Origin of the sequence: Salinivibrio sp. PR919, from assembly GCF_001995355.1 — a bacterium.
Lineage (GTDB): Bacteria > Pseudomonadota > Gammaproteobacteria > Enterobacterales > Vibrionaceae > Salinivibrio > Salinivibrio proteolyticus.
In genome coordinates this window covers 24,996-40,481 of sequence record NZ_MUFL01000010.1, presented here as the reverse complement: position 1 = coordinate 40,481, position 15,486 = coordinate 24,996, and the positions used below count along the sequence as shown (strand labels likewise).

At 49.8% G+C, this 15,486-nt stretch carries 15 protein-coding genes; 10 read left to right on the top strand and 5 right to left on the bottom strand.

Annotated features, from left to right (window positions below):
- Nucleotides 1-255: 255 nt before the first annotated feature.
- The 7 genes from ugpB to panP all read left to right on the top strand — a co-directional run bounded on the left by ugpB (nt 256) and on the right by panP (nt 8,009).
- Entirely contained in the window at nt 256-1,560 is a 1,305-nt protein-coding gene (ugpB, locus tag BZG83_RS03240) for a sn-glycerol-3-phosphate ABC transporter substrate-binding protein UgpB (protein WP_077479355.1), read from the top strand.
- Nucleotides 1,561-1,618: 58 nt separating this feature from the next.
- Complete coding sequence (gene ugpA, locus BZG83_RS03235; RefSeq protein WP_077479354.1) at nt 1,619-2,500, top strand: sn-glycerol-3-phosphate ABC transporter permease UgpA; 882 nt, start codon at nt 1,619-1,621, stop codon at nt 2,498-2,500.
- Nucleotides 2,500-3,348 carry a sn-glycerol-3-phosphate ABC transporter permease UgpE gene (gene ugpE, locus BZG83_RS03230; RefSeq protein ID WP_077479353.1) on the top strand — a complete coding sequence of 283 codons (849 nt, stop codon included), beginning with the start codon at nt 2,500-2,502 and terminating at the stop codon, nt 3,346-3,348. Before ugpA ends, ugpE begins: the two co-directional genes overlap by 1 nt.
- Nucleotides 3,349-4,452 carry a sn-glycerol-3-phosphate ABC transporter ATP-binding protein UgpC gene (ugpC, locus tag BZG83_RS03225; RefSeq protein ID WP_077479352.1) on the top strand — a complete coding sequence of 368 codons (1,104 nt, stop codon included), beginning with the start codon at nt 3,349-3,351 and terminating at the stop codon, nt 4,450-4,452.
- A 15-nt stretch (nt 4,453-4,467) separates the two neighbouring features.
- Entirely contained in the window at nt 4,468-5,265 is a 798-nt protein-coding gene (locus BZG83_RS03220) for an HAD family hydrolase (RefSeq protein WP_077479351.1), read from the top strand.
- A gap of 288 nt (nt 5,266-5,553) precedes the next feature.
- Complete coding sequence (locus BZG83_RS03215) at nt 5,554-6,075, top strand: hypothetical protein (RefSeq protein WP_077479350.1); 522 nt, start codon at nt 5,554-5,556, stop codon at nt 6,073-6,075.
- 284 nt (nt 6,076-6,359) lie between these two features.
- Nucleotides 6,360-8,009, top strand: a complete 1,650-nt coding sequence (panP, locus tag BZG83_RS03210) for a pyridoxal-dependent aspartate 1-decarboxylase PanP (protein WP_077479349.1) — start codon at nt 6,360-6,362, stop codon at nt 8,007-8,009.
- A 54-nt stretch (nt 8,010-8,063) separates the two neighbouring features.
- On the opposite strand, the gene BZG83_RS03205 is transcribed toward panP, so the two are convergent.
- From BZG83_RS03205 to BZG83_RS03185, 5 genes are all read right to left on the bottom strand, one after another.
- Nucleotides 8,064-8,507: a hypothetical protein gene (locus BZG83_RS03205; protein WP_077479348.1), complete on the bottom strand. Its 444-nt coding sequence runs from the start codon at nt 8,505-8,507 to the stop codon at nt 8,064-8,066.
- Between the two features lie 62 nt (nt 8,508-8,569).
- Nucleotides 8,570-9,043 carry a DUF2947 domain-containing protein gene (locus BZG83_RS03200; protein ID WP_077479347.1) on the bottom strand — a complete coding sequence of 158 codons (474 nt, stop codon included), beginning with the start codon at nt 9,041-9,043 and terminating at the stop codon, nt 8,570-8,572.
- A 135-nt stretch (nt 9,044-9,178) separates the two neighbouring features.
- On the bottom strand, nt 9,179-9,748 hold the full coding sequence (hutZ, locus tag BZG83_RS03195; protein WP_077479346.1) for a heme utilization protein HutZ: 570 nt from the start codon (nt 9,746-9,748) through the stop codon (nt 9,179-9,181).
- Between the two features lie 2 nt (nt 9,749-9,750).
- Nucleotides 9,751-10,284 (bottom strand): heme utilization cystosolic carrier protein HutX, encoded by a 534-nt coding sequence (gene hutX, locus BZG83_RS03190; RefSeq protein ID WP_077479345.1) that lies wholly within the window; start codon nt 10,282-10,284, stop codon nt 9,751-9,753.
- Nucleotides 10,285-10,354: 70 nt separating this feature from the next.
- Entirely contained in the window at nt 10,355-12,412 is a 2,058-nt protein-coding gene (locus BZG83_RS03185) for a TonB-dependent hemoglobin/transferrin/lactoferrin family receptor (RefSeq protein WP_077479344.1), read from the bottom strand.
- A 203-nt stretch (nt 12,413-12,615) separates the two neighbouring features.
- Between BZG83_RS03185 and BZG83_RS03180 the strand changes: the two genes are divergently transcribed.
- Genes BZG83_RS03180 through BZG83_RS03170 form a run of 3 tightly spaced genes read left to right on the top strand, consistent with a single transcriptional unit; the run spans nt 12,616 to nt 15,268 of the window.
- The gene (locus tag BZG83_RS03180) at nt 12,616-13,458 is read left to right on the top strand and encodes a heme/hemin ABC transporter substrate-binding protein (protein ID WP_077479343.1); all 843 of its coding nucleotides are present in this window, start codon (nt 12,616-12,618) and stop codon (nt 13,456-13,458) included.
- On the top strand, nt 13,458-14,495 hold the full coding sequence (locus BZG83_RS03175; protein WP_077479342.1) for a FecCD family ABC transporter permease: 1,038 nt from the start codon (nt 13,458-13,460) through the stop codon (nt 14,493-14,495). The genes BZG83_RS03180 and BZG83_RS03175 overlap by 1 nt, the downstream gene beginning before the upstream one ends.
- Nucleotides 14,492-15,268, top strand: a complete 777-nt coding sequence (locus BZG83_RS03170; protein WP_077479341.1) for a heme ABC transporter ATP-binding protein — start codon at nt 14,492-14,494, stop codon at nt 15,266-15,268. The genes BZG83_RS03175 and BZG83_RS03170 overlap by 4 nt, the downstream gene beginning before the upstream one ends.
- Nucleotides 15,269-15,486: the final 218 nt, after the last annotated feature.

Genomic DNA, 15,486 nt, shown 5'->3' with positions numbered 1-15,486 from the left:
GTAATGGCAGCGCCAATTTGGCACGCAGTGGACGCATTGTCGCCGAACTAGCTTACAGTTTTGTTACTTACAGGTGTCAGATATTTCAGTGTTTTCATGCACAAAGTCTGCGCCTGTTAACAGAGGTTTAACCTTAAGTGCGACCCCAGTCAAAAGTCATCAAATCGTCATCTCCCTTTTCACACCCGTTCATATTATGTTCACTTCTGTTCATTAAGTTGCGTCATGTTCACACCCACTCAAAAGGAGTTATGCATGAAAACCCAACGCTTAACCGCGATCTCTTCGGCCCTTCTGTTGGCCTCTTTTTCTGCCAACGCAGCAACCGAAATTGAATGGTGGCACGCGATGGGCGGGAACCTAGGCGAAAAAGTGAATGAAATCGCTGAAAAGTTCAATGCCAGTCAGGATGACTATGTTGTTAAACCGGTATACAAAGGCAACTATACCGAAACCATGACCGGCGCCGTCTCCGCGTTCCGCGCCAACAAACAACCTCATATCGTGCAGGTGTTTGAAGTTGGCACCGCGACCATGATGTCAGCAAAAGGCGCCGTCTATCCGGTGTACAAGCTGATGAAAGATGCCAACGAGCCCTTCGATCAATCTGATTATCTTTCGTCTGTCACCGGCTATTATTCGGATGAAGACGGCAACATGCTGTCAATGCCTTTCAATAGTTCAACGCCCGTCCTGTATTACAACAAAGACTTGTTTAAACAAGCCGGTGTTCAGCCTCCTAAAACCTGGGAAGAAGTTGAAACCGCATCGAAAAAGCTCCTCGCGAACGGCGCGAAATGTGGCTTTACCACAGGTTGGCAATCGTGGGTACAAATCGAAAACCTAGGCGCTCGTCACAACGCACCGATTGCGACCAATGACAACGGCTTTGCCGGTATCGACAACAAAATGTTGATCAACAAAGCACCTTTTGTCGATCACATTCAGAAGATGGCCGATTGGCAGCAAGCTGGCATTTTCGAATACGGTGGCCGCCGCTCTGACAGTGCACCACTGTTTTATAGCGGTGAGTGTGCCATGTACATGAACTCATCGGCCTCTTATGCCGGTGTGAAAGAAAGCGTCAAGGACTTCGAGTTTGGCGTTGCAAAACTGCCGTACTGGAACAAAGCGGTCGAGCAGCCACGCAATACCATTATCGGTGGTGCCACTCTATGGGTTCTGCAAGGCCACGAGTCTGAAGAATACAAAGGTGTCGCCCAGTTCTTCTCTTTCCTCTCAAAGCCTGAGATCCAAGCTGATTGGCACCAGTTTACTGGCTACTTACCCATCACCCATGCAGCGTACGAGCTGAGCAAGAAACAAGGCTTCTATGCGCAGAACCCAGGGACTGACATTGCTATCAAGCAAATGACAGAAGTCGAGCCAACCCCTGCATCAAAAGGGATTCGCTTGGGCAACTTCGTGCAGATCCGCGATGTGATCAACGAAGAGCTTGAAACGGTTTGGTCTGGCGACAAATCGGCACAAGAAGCGCTCGACGAAGCGGTTGAGCGTGCCAATGGTCTGCTGTCTAAATTCGCGAAAGCGAACAAATAAGTTAGTTGTTGTATGAAGGAGCGGTGCCTTAGGCCCGCTCCTGTTATTGAGAAAGCCTATGTCCAATAAACCCACATTTAACCATTGTGCGTTTCCAATACTGCTCCTCACGCCTCAGTTATTGATTACGTTTATCTTCTTTTTATGGCCCGCCGCACAGGCCATTTGGCAATCAACCTTATTAGAGGATCCATTCGGCCTGAGCACCGAATTTGTCGGGGTGGAAAACTTTATCGAACTGCTCGGTGATTCAAGCTACTACGGCTCCTTTTTTAACACGCTGTTTTTTAGTTTTGCCGTCGCAGGCACCGCGTTGATCTCTGCCCTTATCCTCGCAGTCATGGCCGACCGTGTGATTAAAGGCGCCACAGGCTACAAAACATTATTAGTATGGCCCTATGCCGTCGCACCAGCTGTCGCTGGGGTACTGTGGCTCTTTATGTTTAACCCGACCGTCGGTGTATTGGCACATGCGCTGAAAGCGCTGGGGCTAGACTGGAACCCGTTTACCCACTCGGGAGACGCAATGACCATGGTGATCATTGCCGCAACATGGAAGCAGATAAGCTACAACTTTCTGTTTTTCCTCGCAGGGTTGCAGTCTATTCCTCGCTCCTTGATTGAAGCGGCTGCCATTGATGGCGCCGGCCCGGGTAAACGGTTTTTTACCATTATCTTCCCGCTGCTCTCGCCCACCTCTTTCTTCTTACTGGTGGTCAACTTGGTGTATGCCTTTTTCGAAACCTTTGGCGTGATCCATGCCATGACACAAGGTGGCCCGGGACAGTCCACCACCACCTTGGTTTACAAAGTCTACTCCGATGGGTTTGTCGGCCTAAATCTGGGCTCATCAGCAGCGCAATCTGTGGTGCTCATGCTCTTGGTCGGTGCGCTGACCGTTATCCAATTTAAATACGTTGAAAAGAAGGTGGCTTACTGATGGTTGAACGTCGCCCTTGGTTAACTTTTTTCTCGCACTTGGTATTGATGCTGGGTGTTGCGTCAGTGGCCTTGCCAGTATGGCTTGCCCTTACTGCCGCTACGCACGATAGCAGTGCGTTTGTCAGTGGCATGACGCCGCTGTGGTTTGGGGACAAAGGTTTGTCGGTGTTTCAAGAGGTCCTTACTGAAGGCACTTCGCGCGAACTCAAGATCTCGGTCGCTGGCATGTTGTGGAATTCCTTTTTAATGGCGATGGGAATTTCACTGGGCAAGCTGGCCATTTCTATTTTATCGGCCTATGCGGTGGTGTACTTTCGTTTTCCCGGTCGCATGCTGGCTTTTTGGGTGATCTTTATGACCCTGATGCTGCCTGTTGAAGTCCGCATTATGCCCACGTTTCAGGTGATTGCTGACCTCAATATGCTCAACTCAATGCCAGGATTAACCATTCCGTTAATTGCCAGCGCCACTGCCACTTTCTTATTTCGTCAGTTTTTTATGACGGTCCCGGGAGAAATGCTGGAAGCGGCTCGCATCGATGGTGCAGGCCCCTTTAAGTTTTTCAAAGACATTTTATTGCCGCTTTCGCGAACGAATATCGCGGCCTTGTTTGTAATTACCTTTATCTATGGATGGAACCAATACCTTTGGCCCATTTTGATCACCACCGACGATCAGTACTACACCATTGTGATGAGTATTCAACGCATGCTTTCAGTCGGTGATGGTGAAGTGGAATGGAACCGCGTAATGGCGACCACATTGATGGCCATGCTTCCCCCCGTTCTAGTCGTGTTGGGGATGCAAAAGTTGTTTGTAAAAGGTTTGGTGGAGACGGAGAAGTAAATGGCGACGGTAACCCTGAATAACATTAAGAAAACGTACCCAAACGGGTTTAAAGCAATTCATGGCATTGATTTAGCCATAGACGATGGCGAGATGATCGTGCTCGTCGGTCCGAGTGGGTGCGGTAAATCGACCTTGCTACGCATGATTGCCGGTCTGGAAGGGATCTCGCAAGGCGATCTGATTATCGACCAGAAAAAGGTCAACGACTTGGAGCCCGGCGAACGTGATATCGCAATGGTGTTTCAAAACTACGCGCTCTATCCGCATATGAGTGTGTTCGACAACATGGCCTATGGCTTGCGTAACCGCGGAACACCAAAGGACAAAATCCAGCAATTGGTCCAAGAAGTTGCGACCATGCTTGAACTCGACCACTTACTAGACAGACGCCCAAATCAACTCTCTGGCGGCCAACGCCAACGTGTTGCCATGGGCCGCGCCATTGTGCGTCGACCAAAAGTCTTCTTGTTCGATGAGCCGCTGTCAAACCTGGATGCAAAACTGCGGGTACAAATGCGGCTCGAGATCAAAAGCCTACAACGTAAGCTGAATACCACGGCGGTGTACGTCACCCACGATCAGGTCGAAGCCATGACGTTAGCCGACCGCTTGGTGGTCCTTAATGGTGGCAACGTCGAGCAAATTGGTACGCCAATCGAGGTTTATGACGCACCGGCAAGCTTGTTTGTCGCCACCTTTATTGGCTCACCCGCCATGAACATTGTTGCTGGAAGCCTCGAGCACGGTCAGCTCAATATCGGCGCACACACACTGGCAACCTGTGATGTGGTAGGTCATCAATCCGTCTCTGTTGGGTTACGGCCAGAACACTTGAAAGTAGTCGATGCGAGCAAAGCATTGTTCACCATGACGGTAACCCTCACCGAGTCACTCGGTGCAGATTTACTGGTTTATGGACACATACGTGACACCAACAGCTTGCTGACGCTCCGCCTTGAAGGCCATACCAAAGTGAAAGAAGGCGATCAGTTGCCGCTGACGATAGCTGCTCACAACCTGCATGTATTCGACGGTGAGCATGGCAAGCGACTGGATGTCACCTTACAACAACCAGAACGTCAGATTGAGACGGTATCCTAACATCGGAGTATCCCCATGACCGCCCCTTTGCCGATTGCTCAATTGTCACAGTCTGCTGCAGACTGGCGTGATCTGCGTTGGTTGCTAACAGACGTGGACGACACGCTCACTTGGCAGGGGGCGCTGCCTTGGCAAACGTTACAAGCACTCACCCAACTTCGCGATGCGGGAATCCGCGTGATACCGGTAACGGGGGCATGTGCAGGATGGTGTGATCATATTGCGAATGCATGGCCCGTTGACGCCGTGATTGGAGAAAATGGTGCATTCGTGATGCAGCGTCAAAACGGAACCTTAAACACCACCATCAATCGCGCGGCCCAGCAAGCACAGGCAGAATTACTCGCTTTCGTACAAACGCTTTTATCTCAGTATCCGGCACGGTGCATTGCCAGCGATCAAGCCTACCGTGTCGCAGAAGTGGCGATTGATATAGGTCAGCACACTCCGGCTGCGCCAAAGGATGAAATCCGAGCCCTTCTTGATGCGCTCCACGCCTATGGTGCCAATGCGACAGCAAGCTCCATTCATATCAATGCCTGGGTGGGTGATCACAGTAAGAAGGTATCGAGTTTTTGCTATTTAGCCGAGCAAGGCTTATCCGGTAAACAATACAGTGAACAGGTTGCGTTTATTGGCGACTCGCTAAATGACAGCCAAATGTTCGCTTCGTTTCCCTTGAGCGTCGGCGTCGCGAATATCGCGCACCATTTACCCTCACTGTCCCATCCCCCGCAGTGGATCACCACCCAACCGGGCGGTTTTGGCTTCGCGGAATTTGCGCACCAACTTCTCACTCTCAAGCGTCAATAACCGGCTAACCGAAGGCGCGCTATGTCGGGATAATAGGACGCAATTTGATATCGTTCGGACGAAAAATCACCACTAAATCTGCGACCTGCCTCATACCTAGCTCGACAGATGACTTTTTATATCAATGTTTTATTTAACTTTAACAAAGGCTCGTTCTACAATGTCGCCCGTTAACGTTTAAACTAACGCCCAAAACCTCACGTATCGCTCGCGGTTATGTCGCCCTGTCACCACCAACTGTGGCAGTGAAATGCATAGAGCGATGATAATAACGATAAGGATAATGTTATGAAACGCTATGCCCTAGCGCTGTTAGCAGCGGTAATGCCAGCGATGTCACAGGCRGCTCCCGTCGAGAATGCGGATTGTTATACCGCCAAATACCACGATTACGTTGACGCCTCGATCAACTGGTACCAAGATTTAGTATCCTTGACCGTCAGTAAAGACGAGTCGTTAAAAGACGTTGCCGATTGKTTCTTACGTGGCCGAGAAAACCATTTTAAGCTCAACGCACAAGCCTTTGACTATTATCTCAGCAACGATACCGCCAAGCTAAGCCTCGATGCCCCGGTTGAATCTTGGCTGCAACTCACGCAAGAAGACGTCAAAGCCCTTTCACAATCATCATTGCCACCGGCTAAGCTCGCCAAAGAAGTCTTTGAGTTTCGCCAAGGCGAGGCCATGGAAGGGAACTATGCGCTGCGCAGTGCACTTGCTGACTTGCTCAGCCATCCCAAAGAAATTGATACCGCGCTTAATCAGTACAACAACCAAATGGCCGCGATTAATCAGCGCCAGTGTAAATAGTCTGTACGCTTAAACGCCACCTAGTTTTGAATGGTTGCAGGCAGAGCCGGTTCACTCCGGCTCTTTGTCCATCTACCGGTGAACAAAGCACGACGTCATTTCGCTTTCACTCCCCTACGCATTAGGGATAACACCTTGCTGACTGATAAAAAAAGCCTGATGCTAGCCGGTTTTTTTGCTATGTTGTGGCCATTTCTCAGCAAGTGCTCTCGTGACCATCAGTGACCCTGTCACTTAATGATGGCCAATCTTGAACTGCGAAGCAGATACAAAAGAAGAATTCCATGGCAACACAAAACAAAGCTGCGGACGCCACACCGGAAACGCTGCACCGGATTTTTACTGTTCCAGAAGCGCCCGATTCAACACTGAGCAAAATCGAGCAAGAGATCTCGCAAAACCTCAATCGATTTTTGCAAAACCATATTGCCGCCAGCGATCGCTCTTTGGCAGATATTGAAAGTGACTTTAGTGATCCGACGATCCCTGAAGATCCTGCGTTTGTGTCCGACCATACCCAGTTTTTGCTCGATAAATTGGTCGCACAGTCTGTACATACTTCCTCGCCGCGATTTATCGGTCACATGACATCGGCGCTGCCGTACTTTTTGATGCCGTTATCTAAAATTATGATCGGGCTAAATCAAAATACGGTGAAAATCGAAACATCGAAGGCCTTTACGCCATTGGAGCGTCAAGTCTTGGGCATGTTGCATAACTTGATTTACGGCCAAGACGATGCCTTCTACCAAAGCTGGATGCACAGTGCTAACCACTCTTTAGGGGCATTTTGTTCGGGAGGCACCATTGCCAATATGACCGCCCTTTGGGTCGCCCGTAACAATGTATTGAAACCAGACGGTGATTTTCCCGGCATTCATAAAGCGGGACTATTCAGTGCCATGCGCCATTATGGCTACCAAGATCTGGCCATATTGGTGTCTGAGCGCGGTCATTATTCTCTCGGCAAAGCCGCCGACGTATTAGGCATCGGTCGAGACCAGCTGATTTCTATTCCTGCTGATGGCAATAACCGCATTTGCATTGATGCACTGGAAGAGAAAATTGTTGAGCTTAACCAAGCCAATATCAAGCCAATTGCGATTGTCGGTGTCGCAGGGACCACAGAAACAGGCAACATTGATCCGCTTAATGCCCTCGCAGATATTGCCGAACGTGAAGGGATCCACTTCCACGTCGATGCGGCTTGGGGAGGTGCGACCTTGATGTCAAATAATCAGCGACATAAGTTAGCGGGCATTGAACGGGCCGACTCCGTCACCATTGATGCGCATAAGCAACTCTATGCGCCTATGGGTGCCGGTATGGTGCTGTTTAAAGACCCGTCTCTCGTCGCATCGATTGAGCATCACGCTGAATACATTTTGCGTAAGGGTTCAAAAGATTTGGGCAGCCACACGCTTGAGGGCTCACGGAGTGGAATGGCGATGCTGGTGTTCGCATGTATGAACATTATCTCGCGACGTGGTTATGAGTTGTTGATCGATCAGAGCATCGATAAAGCCTCTCATTTTGCACGCATGATTGACGCTCACTCTGACTATGAGCTGATTTCTGAGCCCGAGTTATGCCTACTCACCTATCGTTTTGTGCCTCAACGTGTTCAAGCGGCGCTTGCGATTGCCAGTGATGAACAGGTCGATTTGATGCACGACCTGCTCAACGATCTGACCCAATTTATTCAAAAACGTCAGCGCGAGTGCGGCAACACCTTTGTGTCACGGACGCGTCTCACCCCAGAGCAGTGGCAACGTCGCACCACCACGGTTTTCCGCGTGGTATTGGCCAACCCTCTTACGACCCATGACATTCTCCATGAGGTGTTAGAAGAGCAAGCCCGCATTGCAAAGCAGAGCGAATTTGCCTATCCGCGCCTGATGACACTGGCCGAAAGCATTCTCAAAGCGTGTTAACCCATTGCAATGATGCTGGGTAAGAGACAAAAGGCAGTCATCGACTGCCTTTTGTTATTTGAGCGGTCCCGTTTTCGGGGGATCGGTCGATTGTAAACAGTGTGTTTGGCCCAAGGCTAACTCCCGCTCATGTTCAATTTGCAGTCTCGCTTGCCGCCATTGCATCAGCACTTGCGATTCGTTCATGGCCTTGCCGGGCTCAGAAAACAAAAAGCGCTGCAGGGTGTGATTGAACTCATGCGTGTTTTCCTGTTCATCATAGGTCACCCCCATTAGCTCAAATGCACGCGCTTTCTCTCTGTCTGTGCCGATCACAGTATACCGCTGCGCAATATCTAAAGTGTTGTCGTATCGACAATGGACCAGAGCTTGTTGCGCACCACGCAATTCTTCATTAAGGCCAATGGTGCTGTAATTACGCCATAAGTCAGAAAACTGCGGTACCGCGCAGCCGGTTACGGCCAGCGATACACTTAAAATAATCACCTTTTTAATCATGACCTGTCCCTGATTGACCCTGACTTCACTGATGACCTAAAACAATGCAATTTAAATGCCGACTAAGACTGGCGCGTTCCGATAACCACCTCTCCCGATTGCTCAAACATGGCCACCTCTTTACGGCGGCGGCCAAGCAAGATGGGTTTATCATCATAGAATAGAAAGTTCTTCCAGTATTTTTTAAAGATTCCCCAGCGAGACTCCACAACATTGTGTTTGTCATAGCAAAAATAGATCACAATGTTGTCCTCCCAGGGGAAATGCGCCAAGAACTCATCAGGAAGATCCTCATCATTATCCCATGCGCTCTGCCATACCAAGCGGTTTTTCCAAACGCTTTGGTGAGTTGGCCAATCTTGTTTGCCAAAATGATCGGGCGTAGGACTGTCTTTACTGACAAATTCTTGCCATAGCTGTCCAGCACGGGCCTCCGTCATGGGTTTAATTTCGGCGAGATCGCTCTCTGCAATCGGTAATGATTGATGGGTGAAGATCCACTTGCGCTTATAGTCGGATAAAGGGATGTAGTTCATGGTGTTGTTCGTTATCACATTGGCGTAAGACGCCACTTTACCATATCCACGGATCGGTTGTTACTGACGCGCTCGCATACAAAAACGGCAATGCGCGAGGCATTGCCGTGAATGACTAAATAGCAGTGGTTAATGTTAACTGTTTACCGCAATCTCGTCGGTTGATTTAATGTCTTCATCGCTACCCACTTTGCGGTGGCCTTGATCAAGGTGAACCATTCCCACTAAATCATCATTGCTCACTTGGAACGCTTGACCAAACCCTTTTACGTACAAGCCATTTTCTGGCACCAAGCGGAATAAGCGAAAGTCTTCCAACCCACTTAAGTTACCAATAATGTCACCAAAGCGTGCTTTCAATGCCTCAATACCTGCATGCCACGCCTCAGTATTGCGCGTCACCATCTCGGCTTGAGCGTCAAAGCTGAGTCGTTGACGAGCAAAAATCTGCTTCGCGCTGCCCTCATCTTCGATCATCATCAAAGACAGGTTGGGGTTTTCTTGCAGGTTACGGGCATGACGAGCAATTTCACTGATCAAGATATAAAAGCCATCTTCGCGCTGGGCAAAAGGGGCATAACTGACATTGGGTTTGCCTTGCGCGTCGAGTGTTGCAAGCTGCAGGGTACGGCAGTTTGCACGAAATTCTTTAATTTCAGGGCCAAGACGGTTTTGTAGGCGCTCTTGTTTAGTAGCTTGATCCATGATTATTGCTCCGATTCTGTCAATTGAGAGGTTGCCAACTGCGTTTTTAGTTGATTGAAGGCTTCAATCTGATGTTCGAGAAGCTGACGCTTTTCGTCACGCCCCAAGTAAATTTTGAAAATTGACTCACCTTGTTCGGTGAAAAAGCCGATGTAGTGGGTTACTTTGCCGCGAAAAGGCTTACTGACAAATGCAATACCCGCCATGCGCTCTAGCTTTAGGTGGCCATGCATTTCGCCCGGCTTTCCCATTAAGTTGTAGTAGCCATAAGCGATCTTGCCTTTAGGGAAAGGCGCCTTCACTTCAAATATCGAGCCGCCAGAATGCACGATCGCGGTCACCGGACCGCCCCACTCGGCCACTTGACTTAACACCGTTTCGGCGTGTTGCCCATCTACCCAGGTTTGATACTCGGATGGCATCGCGCGTACCACCTCACCTTCACTGACACCCAGCGTATTCGCCATATCCGCGGGCAGCATGGAGGCGTTCTCGGTGAGTAAGGCATTGACTTGCTCGGTCAATGTAGTTGTCATGGTTTACTCCCAGCCTATTGTTATCGTTTTCTGTTGGGCAGGGACAACCCTGCCCATGTTTAGTGTTTGATTAAAATTGATAGCGAACGTTGAGTTTAATATCCCGACCCGGTGATGCGACTTCAGACCACGCCGTGGTGTAATACTCATCGGTGAGGTTTTCGATCGCGAGATCAAATTTCACACCATCCCAAGCACCGTTAGGGCTATAGCTTGCATACAGGTCCCACAAGGTATAACCGTCATAGCTCTTCTGATCGGGGTTCTCGTCTTGATCCGCGTAATGAGACACTCGCGCACCCAAGTTCACCGGTAACGTCGCTAAACGATAATCCGTTTCCGCGACCAGTTTATGTGCGGGAATTTGCTCCAAGTAACGGCCATCCGCTTTATCCTTGCCTTCCATTTGGCTATAGCTCAAATCGTTTTTAAACTGACCATATTCATGATGGAAGCTCAGCTCTACCCCCTCCAATTTGGCATTGCTTACATTCTGGCGGGTGGTGGTCGCTCCCATAAAATCCACGTTCATTTCGATAAAATCTTCGACATCATTGCGGAAAACACGCGCATCGATATAGCCACTATCCAGATAAGCCATCGGAGCAAACTGATAGGTCAGCGCTAATTCTTTGTTTGCACTGTGTTCAGGCTTAAGGTTTGGATTAGGGACAAAACGGTTAATCAGTTTTGAAGGTCCCATCGGCACCACAAAATGGGTTCCACTGGCATACATTTCCTCTAAACTTGGCGCGCGAAAAGCTTCCTGATAGCTTGCCGTCAACGCCAACTGTTCGGTCACATTCCACGTCAGTGCAGTAGATGGTGACCATTGGCTGTCACTGGCATCCTCAATGGTTGATGTTGCTCGCGTGTCTTCATTTTTGTAATCGTCAAATCGCAGACCGGCAGTCCATTGCCAAGCTTCTGCAAGCGGAATCTCTAGCTGACCAAACACGCCAATGCTTCGCGCTTTCGCATCTTGTCCCTCAGGGCGCTCTCCCGGCGCACTTTTATCGTCACGCTGAGTTTGGTAGTGATCGAGATAACCATCAAATCCTGCGATAAATTCAATATCGTTGAATTGAGCACGATTGGTGAGTGACAATCCTAAGGTTTGCATTTGGTTGTCATCATGCTCATCGGTTGCGACACGATATTCTTGCATTTGCGTATCGTTCCAATAGACACGAGATGAAAGGTCAACCCAATCATTCATTGGTGTGTATTGATACGCTACAGCAAGGCTTTGGTCTTGAGTTTGGCGATGCACCAATGGATAGTTACTTGACGGGTCTTGAACCGAGGGATTCGACGGTGACATGGCATCACGGTCGCCTTGGCGCGCCGAGAAAGTCCACTGGTGCACAAGAGACGGTGTATAAGTGACCTTCGCAAGTCCTCCTTTCTCACGACTCGCGGAGTAGGATAAAGCTTTACCATTGCCCAGTTGATTGTCATCAGCATCGTGATAATAGCTCTGCACTAGCCAATCAATCTTATCCGTGCGCCCAAATACAGCGCCACTCGTACGCGATGCATTGTCGTTACTGTGGAAACCTTGCTTCAAGTAGCCACCAATATCTTGGTCAGCATCCAAGAAGTCTTGAGCAGATTTGGTGTTTTGCGCAACAATCCCACCAATCGCTCCTGAACCCCACACTGTGCTCGCGGGACCGCGAACAACATCAACAGTCTTGAGTAACTCCGGGTCGATAAACAAGCTTGAGCGATGCCCCAGAGAGAAATTCTGGCGTACACCATCAATCAGTTGGACCACGCGTCCGTTATCACTACTGAGCCCTCTAATCACTATGGCTTGTGATTCATCTCGCCCGCCACCGGCAATGGTTACATTGGGCAAATGGCGAATCAGATCCGCCACACTGGTTCCCTGCCGCTTTTCAATCTCTTCGAGTGATACCGTGCTCACAGCAGCAGCGCCGTTCGCTTTTTGTGCGTCAATGCGGCTCGCATACACCGATATAACGTCTGATGACGAATCCTCCGTGTTTTGCGTATCCGCAAACGCCGAAGGAATAAATGCCAATGTGCCAAGGGCAGCACCAATAGCAAGTTTGATCGCAGAAGGCATGAATAGGTTTGAGACATCCGTTTTTACCAGCATGGGTCTTCCTGTGCGTTAATTACAAATGAGAATCATGAACAATTTGGCAGGATTGTATTGATCATTAATGGCAATGTAAACGATAATTGCTCGTAATTAGGTTTGTAACTCATAATTACATTCCTGTTCGCTAACAGTGTGTAATGGACAGACGTCGAGCATTGCACTCACATTGACTGGTTTAATAAATAAAGGAATTCATCATGGCAACTGCCGCGGTTAGACTGCTTGCCCTCGTCTCTGCACTACTCTCACTCTCAGTCACAGCATCACCACGCATAGTCAGCGCAGGGGCTGGTGTAACAGACTTACTGGTTGAATTAGGCGCGACAGAACAGATAGTTGGCATTGATGTCACCAGCCATCTTCCGAACAAAGAAGTGCCGAATGTCGGCTACCACCGCCAACTTGCCGTCGAAGGTGTGCTGTCTTTATCACCGACTCTAGTCGTAGGCTCAGATGAAATGGGCCCTACCCCGGTTTTGGAGAAAATCGAAGCGTCAGGGGTAACCGTGGCTCGACTGTCTAGTGAACCCAGCGTCGAGACACTCAAAACACGGATTAAAAAAGTCGCGAGCCTGACTCATACAGAGTCCAAAGCCGCAGCCTTACTGGCCGATATAGACACCAAGCTTGCGACATTGAGAGCGCATGCCCCTAAAACCTCGCTCAAAGGTGTCTTTCTTTTGGTTCACCAAGGACGTCCTGCCAGTGTCGCGGGAGCCAATACCTCACCGGATACCTTGTTGTCGCTGATGGGTGCGACTAACCCTGCCGCCGCGGCGCTCAGTAGCTATAAACCACTGTCGCCAGAAGCGTTACTTGGCTTTGATCCAGACTTTATCTTGGTCATGCAGCGTTCTCTCGACCAGCTAGGCGGTGTTGAAGGGCTCGCTGATGCCGTGCCTTTACTCAATGCCACGCGCGCATTCCAACAGCAGCGAATTATTCCAATTGACGGCAGTGTATTAGTGGGAGGGCTTAGCTTGAAATCACTGGATGAAGCCATTCGTATTCAGCGCGCTGTCGTTGGAGAGAACGACTAATGCAWGCGTCTTTTCGATCCTCACAGTCGCATGTTTTTCCGGCGCTCATCGTCGCACTTGTCGTCGTAGGGATAACATCTATTGCGGTGGGACAATGGCAACTTGGCTGGCTGACCAGTTTACAGAGCTTAACCCCTTGGCATGACAATATTGAGCCGCATGTGCTCGCCATCGTTCAACAAGTTCGATTACCTCGAACCTTGCTGTGTATTTTTATCGGTGCATTGCTCGCCGTTTGCGGCACTTTGATGCAGGGGCTTTTCCGCAACCCGCTCGCTGACCCGGGTATTATCGGTGTCTCTGGCGGCGCATCATTAGGAGGCGCACTGGGCTTGCTATTGCTCTCTTGGGGCAGTATCGAGGCCAGCTTTGTGTTTTCGGTGCCTGCCTTTGCGTTTATCGGTGCACTACTGGCAACCCTATTTGTATACAGAATTGGCACAACGGCCATGGGCAGTTCGGTAACCATCATGTTGCTAGCGGGCATTGCGATCAGTGCTTTGTCCGGCGCTGCATTAGGCTTGATTAACTATGTTGCGGATAATCAAACGTTACGAGACATCGCCCTTTGGTCGATGGGGTCACTGACCGGTGCGACTTGGGGACAGATTGTTCTCACTGGCATCGCTGCATGCTTACTCACGGTATTTGCCTACCAGCGCGCACGCCACTTAAATGCCCTTTTGCTCGGTGAAAACGAAGCGGCGTATTTGGGCATTGATGTACACCATTTAAAACGCCTACTCATTGTTGTGACTGCGGCGGGAATGGGCATTGCGGTAAGTGCTGCCGGTCTTATCGGCTTTGTGGGTCTAGTGATCCCACACATTGGACGTTTAATTGCCGGCCCGGATCATCGCACACTGGTGCCCTTATCAGCCATTCTTGGTGCCCTGTTACTGACCTTGGCCGACATTGTTGCCCGTGTCATTGTCGCACCCGCCGAATTGCCGGTTGGCATTATTACCGCCCTAATGGGGGCTCCTTTCTTTCTATGGCTTCTTATTCAACAACGAAAAGCAGTGGTTCACGAATGACAGATTCTGCCCTTCAAATCTCCAAGCTCAGCTATGCGCTTAACGGCCGTCAACTGCTAAGCGAGATTAATCTCGCCTTTACTGCCGGCCAGTTACACGTTTTACTCGGGCCGAATGGTGCGGGGAAAAGTACACTGTTAAAGCAATTGATTAGCGACAAACATCAACATGGCAGTGTGCAGTTTTGGCAACAGCCAAAGAGCCAGTGGCAAGGCGAAGAATTTGCCCGACGAGTTGCCTTCCTGCCCCAACATAGCGGGCTCACGTTTGCATTCTCAGCACAAGAAGTGGTCGAGATGGGGGCGACACCACTAAAGGCAAACCGAGAACAGATCGCGGCCCTGGCTAACGAGCAACTAACGGCATGGGATATTAGCCATCTTGCTCATCGACCGTATCCGATTTTGTCTGGCGGTGAAAAACAACGCGTACACATGGCGCGCGTGTCATTACAGCTGGCACAAACCGCACCGGATCAAGCGATTCTGATGCTGGATGAACCCACTTCGGCCTTAGATATTACCCATCAACATTACACCCTAAAGCGCTGTCGAGCACTCGCTGACCAAGGAATGACAGTACTCGTAGTGTTGCACGACCTGAATTTGGCGGCGCAATACGCCGATCAACTGCATTTTCTGAAAGCAGGTCGAATCGTCCTATCCGGCGATCCGTGGCAGTGTTTTAGTAGTGATAGAGTGGCAGACATCTACCAATACCCGCTGACCGTATTGACGCACCCAGAGCATAACTGCCCACTGATCGTGTCTTAATTGACAAATACATCATAGCTGGCTCACAAAACCGCCTGTTGGTCCGTTTTCGCTGATCAGACCAATTGCGAGTGTGCGCCAACCTAAGTAAACTGAGAGCGCAACCGATTAGCTATGAGAATGGATGAAATCGGATTCGTTACCTTCGCAACCGTCTGATGTGCCGGGATTGTGAAAGACATCGCCGCTGAGAAACAGCGGCGTTTTTCTGTAAGGTC

Excerpts from the sequence above, each read along its gene's own strand:
- panP (WP_077479349.1), top strand. The coding sequence starts at position 6,360 with ATGGCAACACAAAACAAAGCTGCGGACGCCACACCGGAAACGCTGCAC.
- BZG83_RS03205 (WP_077479348.1), bottom strand. The coding sequence starts at position 8,507 with ATGATTAAAAAGGTGATTATTTTAAGTGTATCGCTGGCCGTAACCGGC.
- ugpC (WP_077479352.1), top strand. The coding sequence starts at position 3,349 with ATGGCGACGGTAACCCTGAATAACATTAAGAAAACGTACCCAAACGGG.
- ugpB (WP_077479355.1), top strand. The coding sequence starts at position 256 with ATGAAAACCCAACGCTTAACCGCGATCTCTTCGGCCCTTCTGTTGGCC.
- ugpA (WP_077479354.1), top strand. The coding sequence starts at position 1,619 with ATGTCCAATAAACCCACATTTAACCATTGTGCGTTTCCAATACTGCTC.
- hutX (WP_077479345.1), bottom strand. The coding sequence starts at position 10,284 with ATGACAACTACATTGACCGAGCAAGTCAATGCCTTACTCACCGAGAAC.
- ugpE (WP_077479353.1), top strand. The coding sequence starts at position 2,500 with ATGGTTGAACGTCGCCCTTGGTTAACTTTTTTCTCGCACTTGGTATTG.
- BZG83_RS03180 (WP_077479343.1), top strand. The coding sequence starts at position 12,616 with ATGGCAACTGCCGCGGTTAGACTGCTTGCCCTCGTCTCTGCACTACTC.
- BZG83_RS03170 (WP_077479341.1), top strand. The coding sequence starts at position 14,492 with ATGACAGATTCTGCCCTTCAAATCTCCAAGCTCAGCTATGCGCTTAAC.
- BZG83_RS03185 (WP_077479344.1), bottom strand. The coding sequence starts at position 12,412 with ATGCTGGTAAAAACGGATGTCTCAAACCTATTCATGCCTTCTGCGATC.
- hutZ (WP_077479346.1), bottom strand. The coding sequence starts at position 9,748 with ATGGATCAAGCTACTAAACAAGAGCGCCTACAAAACCGTCTTGGCCCT.
- BZG83_RS03220 (WP_077479351.1), top strand. The coding sequence starts at position 4,468 with ATGACCGCCCCTTTGCCGATTGCTCAATTGTCACAGTCTGCTGCAGAC.
- BZG83_RS03200 (WP_077479347.1), bottom strand. The coding sequence starts at position 9,043 with ATGAACTACATCCCTTTATCCGACTATAAGCGCAAGTGGATCTTCACC.